12 protein-coding genes are annotated in these 17,088 nt (G+C 55.1%); 6 read left to right on the top strand and 6 right to left on the bottom strand.

From position 1 onward, the window contains the following. Window positions 1-9: 9 nt before the first annotated feature. Window positions 10-1,275 (bottom strand): cytosine permease, encoded by a 1,266-nt coding sequence (codB, locus tag QHL1GM_RS10330; RefSeq protein ID WP_071694404.1) that lies wholly within the window; start codon window positions 1,273-1,275, stop codon window positions 10-12. Between the two features lie 296 nt (window positions 1,276-1,571). Here codB and QHL1GM_RS10325 point away from each other — a divergent pair, with 296 nt between their 5' ends. The 3 genes from QHL1GM_RS10325 to QHL1GM_RS10315 all read left to right on the top strand — a co-directional run bounded on the left by QHL1GM_RS10325 (window position 1,572) and on the right by QHL1GM_RS10315 (window position 4,862). Further along, complete coding sequence (locus QHL1GM_RS10325; protein ID WP_071694403.1) at window positions 1,572-3,020, top strand: diguanylate cyclase; 1,449 nt, start codon at window positions 1,572-1,574, stop codon at window positions 3,018-3,020. Window positions 3,021-3,023: 3 nt separating this feature from the next. Continuing rightward, complete coding sequence (locus QHL1GM_RS10320) at window positions 3,024-3,938, top strand: amino acid ABC transporter substrate-binding protein (protein WP_071694402.1); 915 nt, start codon at window positions 3,024-3,026, stop codon at window positions 3,936-3,938. Window positions 3,939-4,001: 63 nt separating this feature from the next. Then, window positions 4,002-4,862 carry an amino acid ABC transporter substrate-binding protein gene (locus QHL1GM_RS10315; RefSeq protein WP_071694401.1) on the top strand — a complete coding sequence of 287 codons (861 nt, stop codon included), beginning with the start codon at window positions 4,002-4,004 and terminating at the stop codon, window positions 4,860-4,862. A 14-nt stretch (window positions 4,863-4,876) separates the two neighbouring features. On the opposite strand, the gene QHL1GM_RS10310 is transcribed toward QHL1GM_RS10315, so the two are convergent. Next, the gene (locus QHL1GM_RS10310; RefSeq protein WP_071694400.1) at window positions 4,877-5,500 is read right to left on the bottom strand and encodes a TetR family transcriptional regulator; all 624 of its coding nucleotides are present in this window, start codon (window positions 5,498-5,500) and stop codon (window positions 4,877-4,879) included. Window positions 5,501-5,679: 179 nt separating this feature from the next. On the opposite strand from QHL1GM_RS10310, the gene QHL1GM_RS10305 reads away from it, so the two are divergent. Next, entirely contained in the window at window positions 5,680-6,774 is a 1,095-nt protein-coding gene (locus QHL1GM_RS10305; RefSeq protein WP_083571000.1) for an efflux RND transporter periplasmic adaptor subunit, read from the top strand. 1 nt (window position 6,775) lies between these two features. Continuing rightward, window positions 6,776-9,820, top strand: coding sequence for an efflux RND transporter permease subunit (locus tag QHL1GM_RS10300; protein ID WP_071694399.1), 3,045 nt, complete (start codon window positions 6,776-6,778; stop codon window positions 9,818-9,820). A gap of 95 nt (window positions 9,821-9,915) precedes the next feature. Here the strand turns inward: QHL1GM_RS10300 and preA are convergent, their stop codons facing one another. The 4 genes from preA to QHL1GM_RS10280 are packed head-to-tail and all read right to left on the bottom strand — an operon-like array spanning window position 9,916 to window position 15,000. Beyond that, window positions 9,916-11,250, bottom strand: a complete 1,335-nt coding sequence (gene preA / locus QHL1GM_RS10295; protein ID WP_071694398.1) for an NAD-dependent dihydropyrimidine dehydrogenase subunit PreA — start codon at window positions 11,248-11,250, stop codon at window positions 9,916-9,918. Continuing rightward, the gene (locus QHL1GM_RS10290; RefSeq protein ID WP_071694397.1) at window positions 11,247-12,626 is read right to left on the bottom strand and encodes an NAD(P)-dependent oxidoreductase; all 1,380 of its coding nucleotides are present in this window, start codon (window positions 12,624-12,626) and stop codon (window positions 11,247-11,249) included. Before QHL1GM_RS10290 ends, preA begins: the two co-directional genes overlap by 4 nt. Before the next feature lie 34 nt (window positions 12,627-12,660). Next, entirely contained in the window at window positions 12,661-14,100 is a 1,440-nt protein-coding gene (gene hydA, locus QHL1GM_RS10285) for a dihydropyrimidinase (protein WP_071694396.1), read from the bottom strand. Window positions 14,101-14,133: 33 nt separating this feature from the next. Further along, window positions 14,134-15,000 (bottom strand): nitrilase-related carbon-nitrogen hydrolase, encoded by an 867-nt coding sequence (locus QHL1GM_RS10280; protein ID WP_071694395.1) that lies wholly within the window; start codon window positions 14,998-15,000, stop codon window positions 14,134-14,136. A gap of 560 nt (window positions 15,001-15,560) precedes the next feature. On the opposite strand from QHL1GM_RS10280, the gene QHL1GM_RS10275 reads away from it, so the two are divergent. Beyond that, window positions 15,561-17,078 carry an NCS1 family nucleobase:cation symporter-1 gene (locus QHL1GM_RS10275; protein WP_071694394.1) on the top strand — a complete coding sequence of 506 codons (1,518 nt, stop codon included), beginning with the start codon at window positions 15,561-15,563 and terminating at the stop codon, window positions 17,076-17,078. The last annotated feature ends 10 nt before the right edge of the window (window positions 17,079-17,088 follow it).

Genomic DNA, 17,088 nt, shown 5'->3' with positions numbered 1-17,088 from the left:
GGGGCTCACTTATTGCTTAGCAGTAGAGGGAAGCGTATCGCTTAGCGTAGCGTGGTTTAAACGAAGCAGCACGGCGTAGCTTCCTGCCGCCACTGCCACGCCCACCAGCGGGGGAAGTAATGGGGAAAAGTAAGCCGCGCCTGCACCGATGGCATAGGCAGCTAAACCTCGGCGGTTGAAATCGGGCAGTGCCGCAGACGCAAGCGACGGGTAGCGGCCTTTATGCTTAAGCCAGAAGTCCGCCATGATTACACCGCCCATGGGTGGGATAAAGGTGCCGAGCAGGACCAGAAAAGGAATAAGCAAATTGTACATCCCACCCACCGCCAGCACGGCGCCAATCGCCGCGCCGCCTACCGTTACCAAGCGGCGCTTTTCGGTGCGCAGTAAATTGCAGCCCGCCACGGCGAAGTTGTAAATGGTGTTGTCCTGGGTCGTCCAGATATTCAGAAATAGCATCAGCACGGCGATGGTGACAAAGCCCTGGGCGATCAATACATCCACGATATCCGCCTGCTGGTAAATCATGGTACCGAGTGCGCCTGTCAGCACCATTAAGCCGTTACCAACAAAAAAGGCTGCTAGGGTCGCGATCACCGCAATTTTGGGCGTCTTGGCAAAGCGGCTCCAGTTCGTCGCTTGGGTACCGCCGCTAATAAAGGTACCGATAATGACGGTAATCGCTGCCGCCACACTCATGCTTTCCGTGGGCGTTTGCTGGCTTAATCCTGCAAAACCGCGCACATCCACCAGCCCGGTGAACAGGCTGATCAATATAAACAGCATCATGGCGGGGACGGCAAAACGTGACAGCCAGTCCATACCCTTGTAGCCGATCATGGCCGTCACGCAGAAACCAAACCCAAATAGCACCATTAAGGGGATTTCCAGCCATTCAGGCATCCCGGTGGTGCGTACTAACACTAAGGCAATCGTCGCGGTGCCCCAGGCGTACCAACCAATCTGGGTAAAACCGAGAATAAAGTCGGAAAGTTTGCTGCCTTTCTCGCCAAAGCAGAAGCGTCCCATCAGCACCGAATTTAGCCCGCTTTTACACGCAATATAGGCGAGGGCTGCCGCGTAAACTCCCAGCAGCAGGTTGCCAATCAGTATGATCCATAGCAGTTGGCCAATCGGAAAGGCCTGGCCTAAGGTGCCACCCGCCCACATGGTGGCGGTGAAAAAGGTAAAGCCGAGCAGTACTGCCGAGGAGGATAGCAAGCCCTTGCGGACGCTGGTCGGGACTTCGCTAAGGGGGTAGTCAGAGTGGTGCATCACAATCTCCTAACGTAGGTAAGTAAAGTGATTAGCTAACTACTCACTAGCAAAAGATGTGCCAAACATTATTAGCCAAGAAGAAAGGCAATGCATATATTTTTAAAACATGCTCACTCTTTTTAATGATACTTTATTAAGTAAAGGCTAATAATTTTTATTCATTTGCCGATATAAACAGTATTCAATACGGCTCGTACAACAGATTTGTACAAAATAAAGCTTTGACAAAAGAAGCTTGCTTAGCGCGATTACTAATTTAGTCATCACGTAGTAGCAATAAGGATCCCGACTAAATGCAAGAACCTCAGCTTGCGAACGCTGTATCGCCTACCGCTAAACTTTCCTGGCATCGTTCGCTGGTTGGAAAAGTGGTCATTTTTATGCTGTTGGGCGTGCTGTTTGCATATTTGATGGGGGCGTTATCGGGTTTTTTTATGGTGGAACGGGGGGCGCGCGAACAGTGGTGGCGTGAAGCCCAGGTGAACACCCAGATCGTCAGTGCCACCATCCGACGTATCTATACCTCTGTGGCGGTTAAAACAGACGATACAGGGCAGGTGACTCATATTATCTCCCCGCGAGCGATTGGCGATGAGGAGTCGGTTCTTGAAACAGGGTTTAGTCCGGTTGATGTATTAGCATTGGCCAGTGCCCAAACCCGCAACAATGTCTGGCTATTTGCAGAGTCGCCGGAAGGCTCACTTGAGATGATGGCAGATGCCCGTAATACGCCGACAGAAACACCGGCTAAACTGGAGGTGAATTCTTGGCAATCAATCGCGGAGTCAGCTGACTTTTACGTGGGATTTGCCCGAATTGATAGTGAAGAGCATTTTATTAGCTCACTTCCGATTGTGACCTCTGAAGGCCGGCTATTGGGTGTTGTGGTATCGACCATTGGCCAGAAAGAATCCCTTTATGAGATGCGCAACGATCTAATCTATAAAGCGTTTTTGGCGCTTCTAGCGGTACTGGTCGCAACAGCGTTGCTGGTAAGTATTTTAATGCGGCAATTATTTCGTCCCGTGCCTGTATTGGTAAGGGCGTTAACAGATATCGCTAAAAACCAAACGCAAAGCACCACACCTTATAAGCATCGTAATGATGAAATTGGCCGTATGGCAAACGCCATAGATGCCCTGCGCAAGAAGGTTATTGAGCGTGAGCATTTGCTGGAAGTAAAAGATGAGGCTCTGCGTTTTCAACACCTTGCACACCACGATGAGTTAACCAAATTACCCAACCGTATACAGCTTAATGATGCTTTAAAAGCTGCGGTGCACTCACTACTTCAAGGCGACGTATTTAACGTCATGCTGTTTGATCTTGATCACTTCAAAGAAGTGAACGATAGCTTGGGTCACGCGGCGGGCGATGCGCTGTTGATTGAAGCTAGCCAGCGCGTGCAAGGGTTGCTGACAGAAAACGATCTAGTGGCGCGCTTAGGTGGCGATGAATTCGCCATCATTCAGCGCGTTTCGCGTAGTGCGCAGGAAGAGGCCAAGGTGCTGGCGGGCGCCATTGTTGCCACTCTACATGAGCCTTTCCAAATCGATAATCAGGCAATCCAAATAGGCGTGAGTGTTGGCATATCGAGAGCACCCACCGATGGTGACAATAGCTATGATCTGTTGCGTAACGCAGATATTGCACTGTATGCCGCTAAGGCAAAAGGGCGCGATCGCTATATGCTCTTCACCCCTGGGATGAAGATGACAACAAATACTGTTAGGGAGGTATGAACCATGCGCTGGTTAGCCGTTCTTGTTGTAGGCGCATTGAGTTGGCAAAGCGCAGCCGCTGCTAGTGGTGAGCAGATAGCGTCCTCGCCTACCTTGTCGCGTATTGCGTCAACCGGCGAGATTACGATTGGGCATCGAGCCAGCGAGGCACCCTTTTCCTACGAAGTGGACGGTCAACCAACCGGCTATGCGGTTGATCTTTGCCTACAGGTTATTGAAGGTTTAGAGGAAGCGTTGGGTTTAACAGATATCCAGGTTAACTATGTGCCGGTGACCCCTGCCAATCGATTTATATTCATCCGTAATGGCGATGTGGATATCGAGTGCGGTGTTACCACCAACACCCCTGAGCGTCGCCGCCAAGCGGCTTTCTCCTACCCGAATTTTTTAACGGCTACGCGCTATGTATCGCTCGCCGAGCAGCACATGGATAGCGTGCAGGATTTAGCTGGCCGCAGCGTGGTATCAACGACGGGAACCATTAATATCGGCCAGCTTAACGAGCTCAATCGTACCGAAGGGCTGAATATTTCAGTCATGCTAAGCCGAAATCATGAAGAAGCGTTTGCGATGGTGGCCTCTGGGCAGGCATCTGCGTTTGTGATGGATGAGATTTTGCTGGCGGGGTTGGTGTCTTCAGCCACAGATCCGGGCGCTTTTCATATATCTAAAGCAACGCTCAGTAGTGCCGAACCTTATGGCCTGATGATGCCGCCCGATGACCCTGTTTTTGTTGAACTGGTCAATCAGCAGCTAAGCAAGTTTTATCAAAGTGAAGGCATCCAGGCCCTCTATGCTAAGTGGTTTTTACAGCCGGTTCCCCCGGATAACCGCGTGCTGAATTTGCCGTTAGCGCCAGAACTTGCCGCTATATTTGCCAATCCTGAACATCACTTAGAACAGAGCCTAGAGCAGTAGGTAAAATAAAGGAGAGAGATAATGTGCAGGAGGTCACTATTCGGGTGGTGTAGCTTGCTAGTAATGCTGGTAGCTGGGGGCGCCGCCCATGCAGCGCAATCCTTAAATACCCTTGAGCGAATAAAGGCAACGGGTGAGTTGCGCGTCGGCTATGGCGATACGGCGCCTTTCTCGTATCAAGATAATCAGGGCAATGTGGTCGGCTACTCTATCGATATTTGCCAACTGCTAGCCGGGCAATTGCAGAAGCAATTGGATATTCCAGCGCTTGATATCACCTATGTGGCGCGCACGCCGAGCAACCGTATACAACTGCTTAATAGTGGCGAAATCGATATTGAGTGCAATGCCAGTACCAACACCGAAGAGCGTCGGCGCAGCGCGCAGTTTGCGCTTAGCCATTACTTTGTATCGGTGCGCTATGTTGCACTGAAATCGAGTGGTTTTACCACACTAGAAGACTTGTCCGGACGAAGCGTGAGCGTGGCGCGGGGCACCGTTAATGTCAGCCAGATCAACCAAGCAAACCGTGAACAGCAGCTAAACTTATCGGTGGTGCCGGTGGAAACACTGCAAGACGCATTTGATTTGGTGGCCGAGGGGCGCGTAGCCGCCTTTGCGATGGACGATGTGTTACTTAGCACGATGATTGCCGAGTCAACTGATCCTGATGCATACGTGCTTTCAGAAGAGGCCATAACTTCGGCAGAGCCGCTCGGTTTTATGATGCGCTTAGAGGATGACGCCTTCGCCGTAGAGGTCAATAAAGCCCTCGAACATATATATACCAGCCCCAAGATGCCGCTGCTTTACTATCAATGGTTTCAACAGCCGTTGCCGGGTAAAGATATTACGCTCGATGTGCCGATGAGTGAGGTATTAGCTGAACACTTTACGGCCCTGCGTAACATGGTTTCACGCTAGTGTCGTCAGTCACGTTAAGCGTTTTGGGTGTTTAACAAACCGCGCATTAATGTCTCTACGATGGCGTCGCACTCGTCTGCCAGAGAGTACTGTTGCGGGTCTTGCAGCCAATCAAAGCAAACACCAATCAAAAAGCCATGAAATTGGCGGCGTGCGCTGGCTGGGGTTAGGTCAGCGCGTAAGTTGCCGTCTGCTTGTGCTTTCTCAAATAGTGCTTCCACCTGTGCTTCAGCATGTTTGGGGAGCTGGGTGATCATGCAAATTCGAGGGTGCTCATCTTCCAGTTTTTCACAGCGGTGGAGCACAATAGTGGCTGCCCGCTGTAGCGGAAGATCATGACAAATTCCTGCCAGTGAGCGTTGGGCTATATCGCGAAGGCATTCAACCGGCGTGGTGCCGAGCCGCTGAACTGCATCATCGACAATGCCATCCAATGGGAGTCTTACACGCTCCAGCAGCGCATCGAATACCGCTGCTTTATCTTCAAAGTGCCAATAAATGGCCCCCCTTGTTACTCCCGCCTCCTGAGCAATATGCGCCAGAGTGGTGCGCGAAACGCCTTGAGCAAGAAAGGTAGTTTCCGCAGCGTCGAGAATCGCTTCTCGGGTACGTTCAGCGTCAGCTTTACGACGGGACATGGCGGCTCCTATTAATAGAATTAGCGGTATTTTGGCACTGATAGATAGCAAAGTCGCCGCATGGTGATTATTATACGCTTCACTGACATTCATGAATGTCAGTGAAATTTCCATGTTACTCACTTCATGTTGTGAATGCAGGTTTGAAATCCGCGCTGTCCGCTATAAAGGAGCCTCTCGTGGCCGTTACTCTTCTCCGTTCACTGCCCATCTTACTGGCCCTGCTCGTGCTAACAGGCTGTGAGCAACCCCAGGCGCAGTCATCTGAGGCCACACGGCCGGTGAAATTGATGGCACTGGAGTCGGCAAATGCTACGGCCTTACGGCAGTTTCCTGCCCGGGTGGAAGCCTCTACGCGCAGCAATTTGTCATTTCGTATGGCCGGGGAATTATTGGCGCTTAATGTCAGCCCCGGCCAGCAGGTGAGCGAGGGCGAGGTGATCGCGCGGATTGATGATCGCAATGTGCAAAGCGAGCTGGACAGCGCTCGTTCGCGCTTGGAGCTAGCCGAGGCAACGCTAGAACGCATGCGCTATACCCTGCAGCGTGGGGCGGTCAGCCAATCCCAGTTTGATCAGTCGGAAAGCGAGTGGCGGGCCGCCCGGGCCACCTTTGAGCAGGCCCAAGAACAGGTAGAGCACACCCAACTGCGCGCCCCTTACGATGGTGTGATTGCCCAAGTACCGGTGGATAACCGCCAGATTGTTCAGGTGCAGGAAACGGTTGCGGTTATTCAGCAACCAGGGCAGCTAGACGTGGTGTTTCATCTGCCTGAGCAGATCGTGCAGCGCATACCGCGAAGCAATGGAACGCCCTTCGGAGATGCGTTGGCGTTTGAAGTGCGCTTTGGCAATAGCGATAAACCTTACCTCGCCCAGCTAGCCTCTTACACCACCCAAGCCAGCGCGCAGAGTTTGGCGTATGAAGTCACGCTAACGCTACCCCAGCCGGACGATATCACCCTTTTAGACGGCATGAGTGCCAACGTGGGGTTGGATTTGAGCTCGCTGCAAACCGAAAATAGCGCTCCGCTGTGGATACTGCCCGCTAACGCGGTGAGCTATGCCGGTGATGATCCTGAACAGGCCCAGGTATGGCGATTCGTCGAACCGGGAAATGTTGAAGCGGTACCGGTAGATGTGGGTCGATTAACCTCGAATGGCCTGGAAGTCAGTGGAGAGCTGGCGGCGGGTGACCGCATTGTGGCTGCCGGAGCCCACCGTTTAACAGCGGAAACCAGGGTGACGCCGTGGGAAAAAGAGCAGGGGCTTTAAAATGGTCGACTACTTTCTACGCCATCGAGCGGCCAGCTATTTAATGACCGTGGTGCTGCTGGCGGGCGGCGCGCTGTCTTTTTTAGGCATGGGCCAGCTGGAGTTCCCCGAATTTACCATCCGCAATGCACTGATCACCACGCAGTACCCAGGTGCGACGCCTGAAGAGGTAGAGCAGGAAGTCACTTCGACACTGGAAGAGTCGATCCAGGCGATGCCATCGATCAAGCGGGTAAGCTCGGTGAGTTCTGATGGTCTATCGCAGATCACCGTTGAGCTCGAAAGTACGGTGCAGAACGAGGAGTTGGAGCAATTATGGGATTCGCTGCGGCGTAAAGTACAGGATGCCCAGGCCGCGCTTCCGCCAGGGGCGAGTCAATCCCGCGTTAATGACGACTTTGGCGATGTATTTGGTTTTATGGTCAACCTGACGGGCGATGGCTACAGCATGCCAGACCTGGCTGACCATGCTGATTTTCTCAAGCGCGAGCTCGCCTTGGTGAAGGGCGTCGCGAAGGTGTCGCTAAGCGGTGAGCACGAAGAGCGCATCTATATCGAAGTTGATCGCGAACGCCTGCGCGCACTCAATATTCCATTAACCCGGCTACAGCAGCTGCTGGATACCCAAAATGCGGTGGCGGATTCTGGGCATCTTAAACAGGATGGTCAACGCTTCCGCATCACGCCGACGGGCAGTGCGGCAGATATTGACGATCTGCGCGCCCTCATTGTCAGCGAGGGCGACGGCGAGCTAGTGCGGCTGAGCGATATTGCCGATGTGAGCCGCGAACTGGCGGAGCAACCCCAGCAGCTTTACCGCGATATGGGCAGGCCAGCCATCTCACTGGGTGTCTCCTTTGAAAGCGGTGTGAATGTGGTCGAAGTGGGCGAACGGCTACAGCAGCGTCTGGATGAACTGCAAACCCGCACGCCACTGGGTATGGAGTTGAACGTCGTTTATAACCAGCCCCAGGTGGTCGATGACGCGGTATCTGGTTTCCTGGTCAGCTTGATCCAAGCGGTAGCCATCGTGATCGTGGTGCTGATGCTGTTTATGGGTTGGCGCAGCGGTCTGTTAATGGGTTTTATCCTGCTGATCACCATTATCGGCACCTTTATGCTGATGCGCTTTCACGGTTTGCAGCTGGAGAAAATCTCGCTGGGAGCGCTGATTATTGCCCTTGGCATGTTGGTGGATAACGCCATTGTGGTCACCGAAGGCATGCTGGTGGGGTTAAAACGCGGTGGCACTATTCGTGATTCTGCGCACCAAGTGATTCGCCAAAACGCCTGGCCGTTGCTGGCAGCCACGCTGATTGCGATCGCCGCCTTTGCTCCCATCGGTTTATCGCCAGATACCACCGGTGAGTTTATCGGCTCGCTATTTTTCGTGCTGCTCTACTCGCTGCTGTTGAGCTGGATCACGGCGCTGACGTTAACGCCGTTCTACTTCAAGCTGTTTTTCCGCAACGTGGCCCCCGGCGATGGACAGGAAGACCCCTACAAAGGCGTGGTTTACCGTTTTGTAGGCCGTGTCATTATCGCCGGTATTCGTTGGCGCTGGTTAACCTTGGCGCTGATGGTGGCAATATTGGCCTGCGCGGTGGTCGGCTTTGGTTCGGTCAAAAATGCCTTTTTCCCAGCCTCGAATACGCCGATCTTTTTTGTCGATTACCGCACGCCGGAAGGGACCGATATTCTCGAAACCCAGCAGCGCGTTAGCGAACTAGAAGAAAGCGTGATGGCGATGGACGGCGTTCGCCACCTGACCACCACCGTGGGCGGTGGGGCGCAGCGCTTTACTCTCACCTACTCACCGGAAGACCGCTACGCAAGCTATGCGCAGTTAATTGTCGAAACCGACGATAAAGCGATCCAGCAAGCGCGTATGGCCGACGTTGAGCAAGTGCTTGAGCGCGACCACAGCGATATCGACTTTAAAATCGCCCCTTTGGAAGTCGGCCCCGCGCCGAAAGCCAAGCTAGAGGCGCGCTTCTACGGCAGCGACCCAGCGGTACTGCGCCAGTTGGGCGATCAGGTTGAGGCCATGTTCCGCGATACATCGAATATGACCAGCGTGCGCACCAGTTGGCGTAACCGCGTGCAGGTGATTGAGCCCGTCTTTCTTGAGGATACCGCGCGTAGGTTGGGCGTGACCCGTGAAGACCTGGCCAGCACCCTTGCGCTGAGTACCAGTGGCAGCCAGGTCGGCGTTTACCGTGACGGCAGTGACCTGATTCCGATAGTGGCGCGGGCAATTTCTGAGCAGCGCCACGATGCGGATAACCTTGGCTCACTTAACGTATGGAGCGCAGAGCAGAGTCGCTACATTACCGCCGATCAAGTGATCAGCGATATCACTACACAGGTGGCAGATCCGCTGATTATGCGCCGCAATCGAGAACGCATGCTGGCGGTGTACGGTGAGCCCGACCCGCTAAGTGGCGTGACCGCGGCCAGCGTATTGACCGACATTCGCCCAAGAGTGGAAGCCTTGGATCTACCGGCTGGCTATCGGTTGGAGTGGGGCGGTGAGTTTGAGACCGCTGGCGAAGCGCAGAGTGGATTATTTTCCTCACTGCCGCTGGGCATAGTGATGATGTTTATTCTCACTGTGGTGCTGTTCAATAACTTCCGCCAGCCGCTGGCCATTTGGTCGCTGGTTCCGCTAACGATTATTGGCGTAGTGGGCGCGCTGCTGGTTACCGGGATGCCCTTCTCATTTATGGCACTGCTGGGCACGCTGAGTTTGATCGGTATGGTGATCAAAAATGCCATCGTGCTGGTGGAGGAGATCAACGTGCAGCTGCCGCTGCACCAAGACCGCTACCACGCGGTAGTGCGAGCCGCCGTCAGCCGCGTTCGCCCGGTCGCCATGGCCGCGTTAACCACCATGCTGGGCATGATCCCGCTGATTAGCGATGCCTTCTTCGCCAGCATGGCGGTCGCGCTGATCGGTGGCCTTGGCGTCGCCACGTTGTTAACTTTGATAGTGCTGCCGGTGGTTTATTGCGTGCTGTACCGGATCAAGGTTCATTCGGATTAATGCAGTGTTCGTCGCTTTTAGAGGCAAGAAACATCGGCTAAAAAAATGCCACCGCCCTCACTCTGTGGGGGCGGTGGCGTTTTATAGGGCGTTAATCAAGAGGCGACCCGGAAGGGGTTGCGCGGGTCGTCATCCCAAGCCAGGAAGGGCTTTCCGGTTTCCTGCGGCACCATGGTGATGCAGTTTTCCACCGGGCAGGTGATCTGGCACAGGTTGCAGCCCACGCATTCTTCCTCGATCACTTCGTAGCGGCGCGCGCCGTCTTTTTCGGTGAGCTTGGCAATCGACTGGTGGGAGGTATCCTCGCAGGCGATATAGCAGCGGCCGCACTCAATACACAGGTCCTGGTCGATCTTGGCGATGGTCTTGAAGTTGATATCCAGGTGCTTCCAATCGGTAGTCTGGGGTATCGCCTTGCGCGAGAACGCCTCGATCGAGTCATAGCCTTTTTCCGACATCCAGCGGGAAAGCCCGTCTTTCATCTCCTCCACAATGCGAAAGCCGTTGAGCATCGCGGCGGTACACACCTGCACGCTGCCCGCACCTAAAGCGATAAATTCCGCTGCGTCTCGCCAGTTGGAGATACCACCAATGCCAGAGATTGGCAGAGTGGGCGTCGCCGGGTCGCGGGCAATCTCTGCCACCATATTCATCGCAATGGGCTTAACGGCGCTGCCGCAGTAGCCGCCGTGGGTGCTTTGATGGCCCACGGTGGGCTTGGCGACCATATTGTCCAGGTCGATACTGGTGATCGAGTTAATGGTATTGATCAGCGACACCGCGTCGGCCCCGCCGCGCAGCGCCGCCTGGGCGCCCACGCGAATATCGGTGATATTGGGCGTTAGCTTCACGATCACCGGTTTGGAGTAGTGCTTCTTGCACCAGTAGGTGACTTTCTCGATCAGGTCCGGGTTCTGGCCTACCGCCGCGCCCATGCCGCGTTCGGGCATGCCGTGGGGGCAGCCCAGATTGAGTTCGATGCCGTCGGCACCGGTGGCCTCCACCAGCGGCAGAATATAGGCCCATGCCTCTTCATTGCAGGGGACCATGATGGAGACGATCAGCGCGCGGTCGGGCCAGTCCTTTTTCACCTGGGTGATTTCTTTAAGATTGATCTCCAGTGAACGATCGGTAATCAGCTCGATATTGTTAAAGCCGATCACTTCGCGGTTTTTGCCGTAGTGGGCCGAGTAGCGTGAGGAGACATTCACCGCAGGTGGCTCTTCGCCTAGGGTTTTCCACACCACGCCGCCCCAGCCCGCTTCATAGGCGCGTACCACGTTGTAGGCTTTGTCGGTGGGCGGAGCGGAGGCCAACCAGAACGGGTTGGGGGCTTTGATACCGGCAAAGTTAACCGACAGATCAACGCTGTTGACGACGCTGTCGCCGCTGTTTTTCTTACCTGGGAAAGAGAGAGGGGTGGTCTTCATGCGGCCTCCTGCTTGGCGACGAGCGCCTGATGAATGGCGTGGGCGGCAAGCTTGCCGTGCTGCACGGCCTGAACGGTGAGGTCCTGGCCAGGTTTTACACAGTCACCGCCAGCGTAAACGTTAGGCAGCGAGGTGCGCAGCATGTCATCCACCTGGATGCGCTCGCCGTCGCGGGCGAGCTCGGCAGCCGTGGCGTCGCGAAGGCTTGCCCCATCAAAGCCCTGACCAATCGCCTTGAAGATGGCGTCGGCGGCAATCTCAAAGGTCTCGCCAGTGGCGGTTAACTGTCCTGCCTGTTCCCGGGTCTTGGCAAAGCGCATGCCGGCCACCCGGCCTTGGCTGTCCAGCAGAATATCGTCGGGCTGTGCCCAGGTGATCATGCGCACGCCGTTGGCTTTGGCGATCTCCTGCTCGTGGTCGGTGGCGGACATTGCCTCGACGCCGCGACGATAGACCAGCGTGACGTCGGTGGCGCCCAAGCGGGCCATCTGGGTGGCCATGTCGATAGCGGTATTGCCTGCGCCAATCACGATGCAGCGCTTGGCGACCGCAAGGCTGCCCAGATCATCGGTTTGGCGCAGGGTCTTGATGTAGTCCACGGCGGGCATCAGGCCGGGCGCTTCGTCACCGGTTAGCCCCAAGGCGCGGCTGGTGCCCAGGCCCAAGCCGAGAAATACGCTGTCGTACTGCTGATGCAGGGCGGCCAGTTCTAGATTGTCGCCCAGGCGCTGACCGTACTGGATATCGATGCCGCCGATCTCGAGCAGAAACTCGACTTCCTTACGGGCGAAATCATCGGTCATCTTGTAGCGGGCGATGCCGTACTCGTTCAGTCCGCCGGGCTTTTGCTCGGCCTCGAAGATGGTCACCTGATGGCCGAGCATCGCCAGCCGGTGTGCGCAGGAGAGCCCAGCAGGGCCAGCGCCGACCACGGCCACATGACGGCCGGTGGAAGCGGCGCGCTTGAACGGGTGGCCGTCGAACTGCATGTGGTCAGTGGCGTGACGCTGCAGCAAACCGATCAGTACCGGCTGGCACTCGGCGTCGTGGTTGCGCACGCAGCTGCGCTCGCAGAGAATTTCCGTTGGGCAAACCCGGGCGCAGCTGCCGCCCAGGATGTTGGCTTCCAGAATGGTTTCCGCCGCGCCGTTGATGTTGTTTTCGCTGATCTGGCGAATAAAGCTCGGGATGTCGATCTCCGACGGGCAGGCCTCAACGCAGGGCGCATCGAAGCAATAGAGGCAGCGCTGACTTTCGATCATCGCCTGACGATGGGTCAGCGGCGGGTGCAGGTCGCTAAAGTTGCTTGCCAGCGTATCCGGGTCGTAAGTGCCGACCTCTTTTGCGCTGGGTAGGTGGTTCAGTGGGCTATTCACAGTAGAGCCTCCGCTGTTGTTATGGGCACAGCTGTTATCTTTTTACGGCCATCGGCGCATTCAGCTCAGCCCGCTTGGCCAGCAATTCGAAGACACCGGGGTAGGCGGGGCGCTCCAGATAGCGGCCTGCACCGCGTTCGGCGCGTAGGTCACCGTCGCGCCATACCCATTTGCCTTTGCTAATGGTGTGGCGGGCAATACCGCGAACCGTTTTGCCTTCGAAGATATTGAAGTCGACGTTCTGGTGGTGGGTCTTGGCGGAAATCGTCCGCGTGCCGTTGGGGTCCCACACCACGATGTCAGCGTCGGCACCCACCTGAATGGCGCCCTTGCGAGGGTAAAGGTTGAATATCTTGGCGGTGTTGGTCGACGTCAGCGCGACGAACTCCTGGGGCGACAGCTTGCCGGTGTTGACGCCTTCATCCCACAGCACGGCCAAGCGGTCCTCGACCCCGGCGGTGCCGTTGGGAATCTTGGTGAAGTCATCCTTGCCCGCGGCTTTCTGATCGGCACAGAAACAGCAGTGGTCGGTGGCGGTGGTTTGCAGATTGCCCGACTGCAGACCGTGCCAGAGCGCTTCCTGGTGGCCCTTGGGTCGAAAGGGCGGGCTCATCACGTGGGCGGCGGCACGCCCCCAGTCGGTATCCTGGTAGACGCTGTCGTCAATCAGCAGGTGGCCGGCCAGACACTCGCCGTAAACCGGGTGGCCCTGCTGGCGGGCGTAGGCGATCTCATCTACCGCGTCCTTGGTCGACACGTGAACCAGATAGATCGGTGCGCCTAGGGTGCTGGCAATGCGAATCGCTCGGCTGGCGGCTTCGCCTTCCACCTGGGGCGGGCGCGAAAGCGGGTGGGCTTCCGGCCCAGTCATGCCCTGAGCGAGCAGTTTCTGCTGCATGTGATAGACCAGCTCGCCGTTTTCCGCGTGTACCGTGGGAATCGCCCCCAGCTCCAGGCAGCGCGAAAAGCTTTCCACCAGAATGTCATCGGTGGCCATGATCGCGCCCTTGTAGGCCATGAAATGCTTGAAGCTGTTAACCCCGTGTTCGTGTACCAGGGTGCCCATTTCCTCCCGCACGCTATCGTCCCACCAGGTGATCGCCACGTGAAAGGCAAAGTCGGTGGCGGCTTTTTCCGCCCAGCCCTGCCAGGTCTCGAAAGCTTCCAATAGTGACTGGCCGGGCTGCGGGATCACGAAGTCGATGATCGAGGTCGTGCCGCCCGCCAGGGCCGCGGCGGTGCCGGTATAGAAATCTTCACTGGCCACGGTACCCATGAAGGGCAGCTGCATATGGGTATGCGGGTCAATGCCGCCGGGCATCACCAGCTGGTCGCTGGCATCGACAATTTCGCACCCATCCGGGGCCTCTAGGTCGGTGCCAATCGCTTGGATTTTGCCGTCCACACACAGCACGTCGGCGCGGTAAGTGTCGGCGTGGGTGACCACGGTGCCGCCCTTGATTAATAAGCTCATCATTCGCTCCTGTTATTTTTTTTACCAGCAGAATCATTCACCGTCGGTGAGGCGGGTATAGGTTTCCGGGCGGCGGTCGCGGAAGAACTGCCAGTTGTTGCGCACCTCGCGCACCATGTCCGAATCGATCTCGTGGACCAGCAATTCGTCTTCGGTTTCGCTGGCCTGAGCCTCGATCTTGCCTCGCGGGTTGACGATATAGCTGGAGCCGTAGAAATCGCCGATATTCCAAGGCGCTTCAGTACCTACACGATTGATCGCAGCGATAAAGCAACCGTTGGCAGCGGCGGAGGCGGGTTGCTCAAGCTCCCACAGGTACTGGGAAAGCCCGGCCACGGTGGCAGAGGGATTGAAGATCACTTCGGCGCCATTGAGTGCCAGCGCCCGCCAGCCTTCGGGGAAGTGACGGTCGTAGCAGATGTACACGCCGATCTTGCCGTAGGCGGTATCGAACACCGGCCAGTTGGATTGGCCCGGCTTGAAGAAGAATTTCTCCCAAAACCCGGCCACTTGGGGAATATGGGTTTTGTGGTATTTACCCAGGTAGCTGCCGTCGGCGTCGAACACTGCGGCGGTGTTGTAGTAAACGCCGGTTTCAGTCTCTTCGTACACGGGCACGATGATTACCATGCGGTGCTCGGCGGCCAGCTTCTGCATCATCTGGCAGGTAGGTCCTTCCGGCACCCGCTCGGCGGCGGCGTACCATTTGCCATCTTGGCTGGGGCAGAAATAGGGCTGATTAAACACTTCCTGAAAACAGAGCACTTGCACACCTTGGTCAGCCGCTTGCTGAATCATCGGCAGGTGCGCCTCGTTCATGGCGTCGCGAATAGCCTCAGGTTCAAGATCGGTGCTGGTTTTAAGGCCCATCTGAATCAGCCCAATTTTCATCTTCTGCATGAGACGCTCCCTCTGATTGTTGGTGTGTGGTGCATATTTGTAATGTGTTCAGAATGAGTTTTGTAAAGCTGACGAAATAGACAGCTTTTGTTGAAAGTAGCGCTGGGAGGGTGGTTTTAGCAAGTCTTTAATGGCGATTTGTAAAACTGCATTTAACTCTTTGAGTTTGCTTGGTTTTATTGTTATAAGAAGCGATTTTCACTCTTTTGGTGAGTCTTTGCACTGTTTTGGATGGTTTGTTTATGCTATATAAATCATGTGCTTACTATGTTTGTAATGAATTAATTTGGTTATTTTTTGTTTTAAATTGGTGCAAATATTTTTTTTGGCCTAGCTTTGTTTAATTGGTTTTTGTTTGAGGGAAGAGTGAAGTAAAGGTAACAAGCTAACAATAATATTGTTGTCTAGAAAGGCAGCTTTTTAATCAATGAGTTAGTTGTCCTGCTTTTATAAGTAGGCACGCTTATTGCTTTTAATTCTGTCTGGGAAGCTCCATTGACCGTGGAAGTTAGCTTTCAGATATGGCCTAGATGGGCAACGCAATGCTGAGGAGATAAAAAATGACCGAAACAACCTCTCAGATGGTGGATCGAGGCGGGCTGATAGAACTTGATGTAGGGGACGATGTACGCAGTAGCGCGCGCTTTAATGAGGATATTGCGCCTACCCAGGCCAGCGAGCGTACTTGGAGTAAGTGGAATATTGCGGCACTGTGGGTAGGCATGTCGATCTGCGTACCCACCTACACGCTAGGTGGAGTATTAACCGCCTACTTTGGGTTGAGCGTAGGGGAAGCGCTGTTCGCCATTCTCTTGGCCAACGTGATCGTGTTGATTCCACTTACCTTAAACGCCTTTCCTGGTACTAAGTTTGGTATTCCATTTCCGGTGGTTTTACGCTCTTCGTTCGGTATTTTAGGTTCCAACGTACCTTGTCTGGTGCGCGCCCTGGTCGGCTGCGGCTGGTTTGGTATTCAAACCATGTTTGGTGGTTTGGCCATTCACCTGTTGCTCTCCGAGTTGATTCCCGCTTGGGCTGCGATGGGAGGTGTTGGTGAAGTGATCGGCTTTTTTGTCTTCGGCGCGATGAATCTCTATGTGGTGATTCGTGGCGCGGAGTCGATTAAATGGCTGGAAACCTTCGCCGCACCTCTGCTGTTAGCCGTTGGGGTGGGGCTAATGATATGGGCATGGCCAAATATGTCGATGACCGAGCTATTGGCCCAGCCGCCGTCGCGGCCTGAAGGGGCGTCGGTGTATGGCTACTTCTTCGCGGGCTTAACCGCCATGGTGGGCTTTTGGGCCACCCTCTCGCTGAATATTCCCGATTTCAGCCGCTTTGCCAAAAGCCAAAAAGATCAGATCGTCGGTCAGGTGATTGGTTTGCCTCTAACGATGTTCTTCTTTGCCGCGCTCGGTGTGGTGTTAACTGCTGCTTCTGAGACGCTGGTGGGCCAAACTGTTGCCGACCCGGTGCGTTTGATCGGCTATATCGACAGCCCCTTCTGGGTGGTACTGGCGATGCTGCTGATCATTATCGCCACGATCTCCACCAATACGGCTTCTAACATCGTTTCGCCTACCAACGATTTTCAGAACATTGCCCCTAAATTAATTAATCAGACCCGCGGTGTGCTTATGACCGGCGCTGTAGGCGTACTGCTAATGGGCTACGATTTGCTGCAAAAAGCGGGTGTTATTCCGCCAGGGGTTTCCCTTGAACAGATGTACTCCAACTGGTTGTTAGGCTATTCAAGCTTGCTAGGGCCAATCGCGGGCATTATGGCAGTGGATTACTTCCTGATTAAAAAGCAACGCCTGGATGTGCCCAGCCTATATATGGATAACCATGCTTATCCTGCGGTGAACATCGCCGGTTTTATCGCCTTTGGCGTGCCGGTGGCGCTTACTTTGTTGTCGCTGTTAACCGGCACTATGGATTGGTTCTACGACTACGGCTGGTTCACCGGCTCGGCGCTGGGGGCAATTGTTTACTACGTTGCAAGCCAATTGTTGGCGTCATCGCCCCAGGCGGGGCCAGCGCCGATAATGGCCAATGAGGCAACGGAGCAGCGTTAAACAGTTTAAG

Origin of the sequence: Halomonas sp. QHL1 (assembly GCF_001882345.1) — a bacterium.
Lineage (GTDB): Bacteria > Pseudomonadota > Gammaproteobacteria > Pseudomonadales > Halomonadaceae > Vreelandella.
Note: the sequence above shows the minus strand (reverse complement) of the source record. Positions and strands in the feature narration are given on the sequence as shown.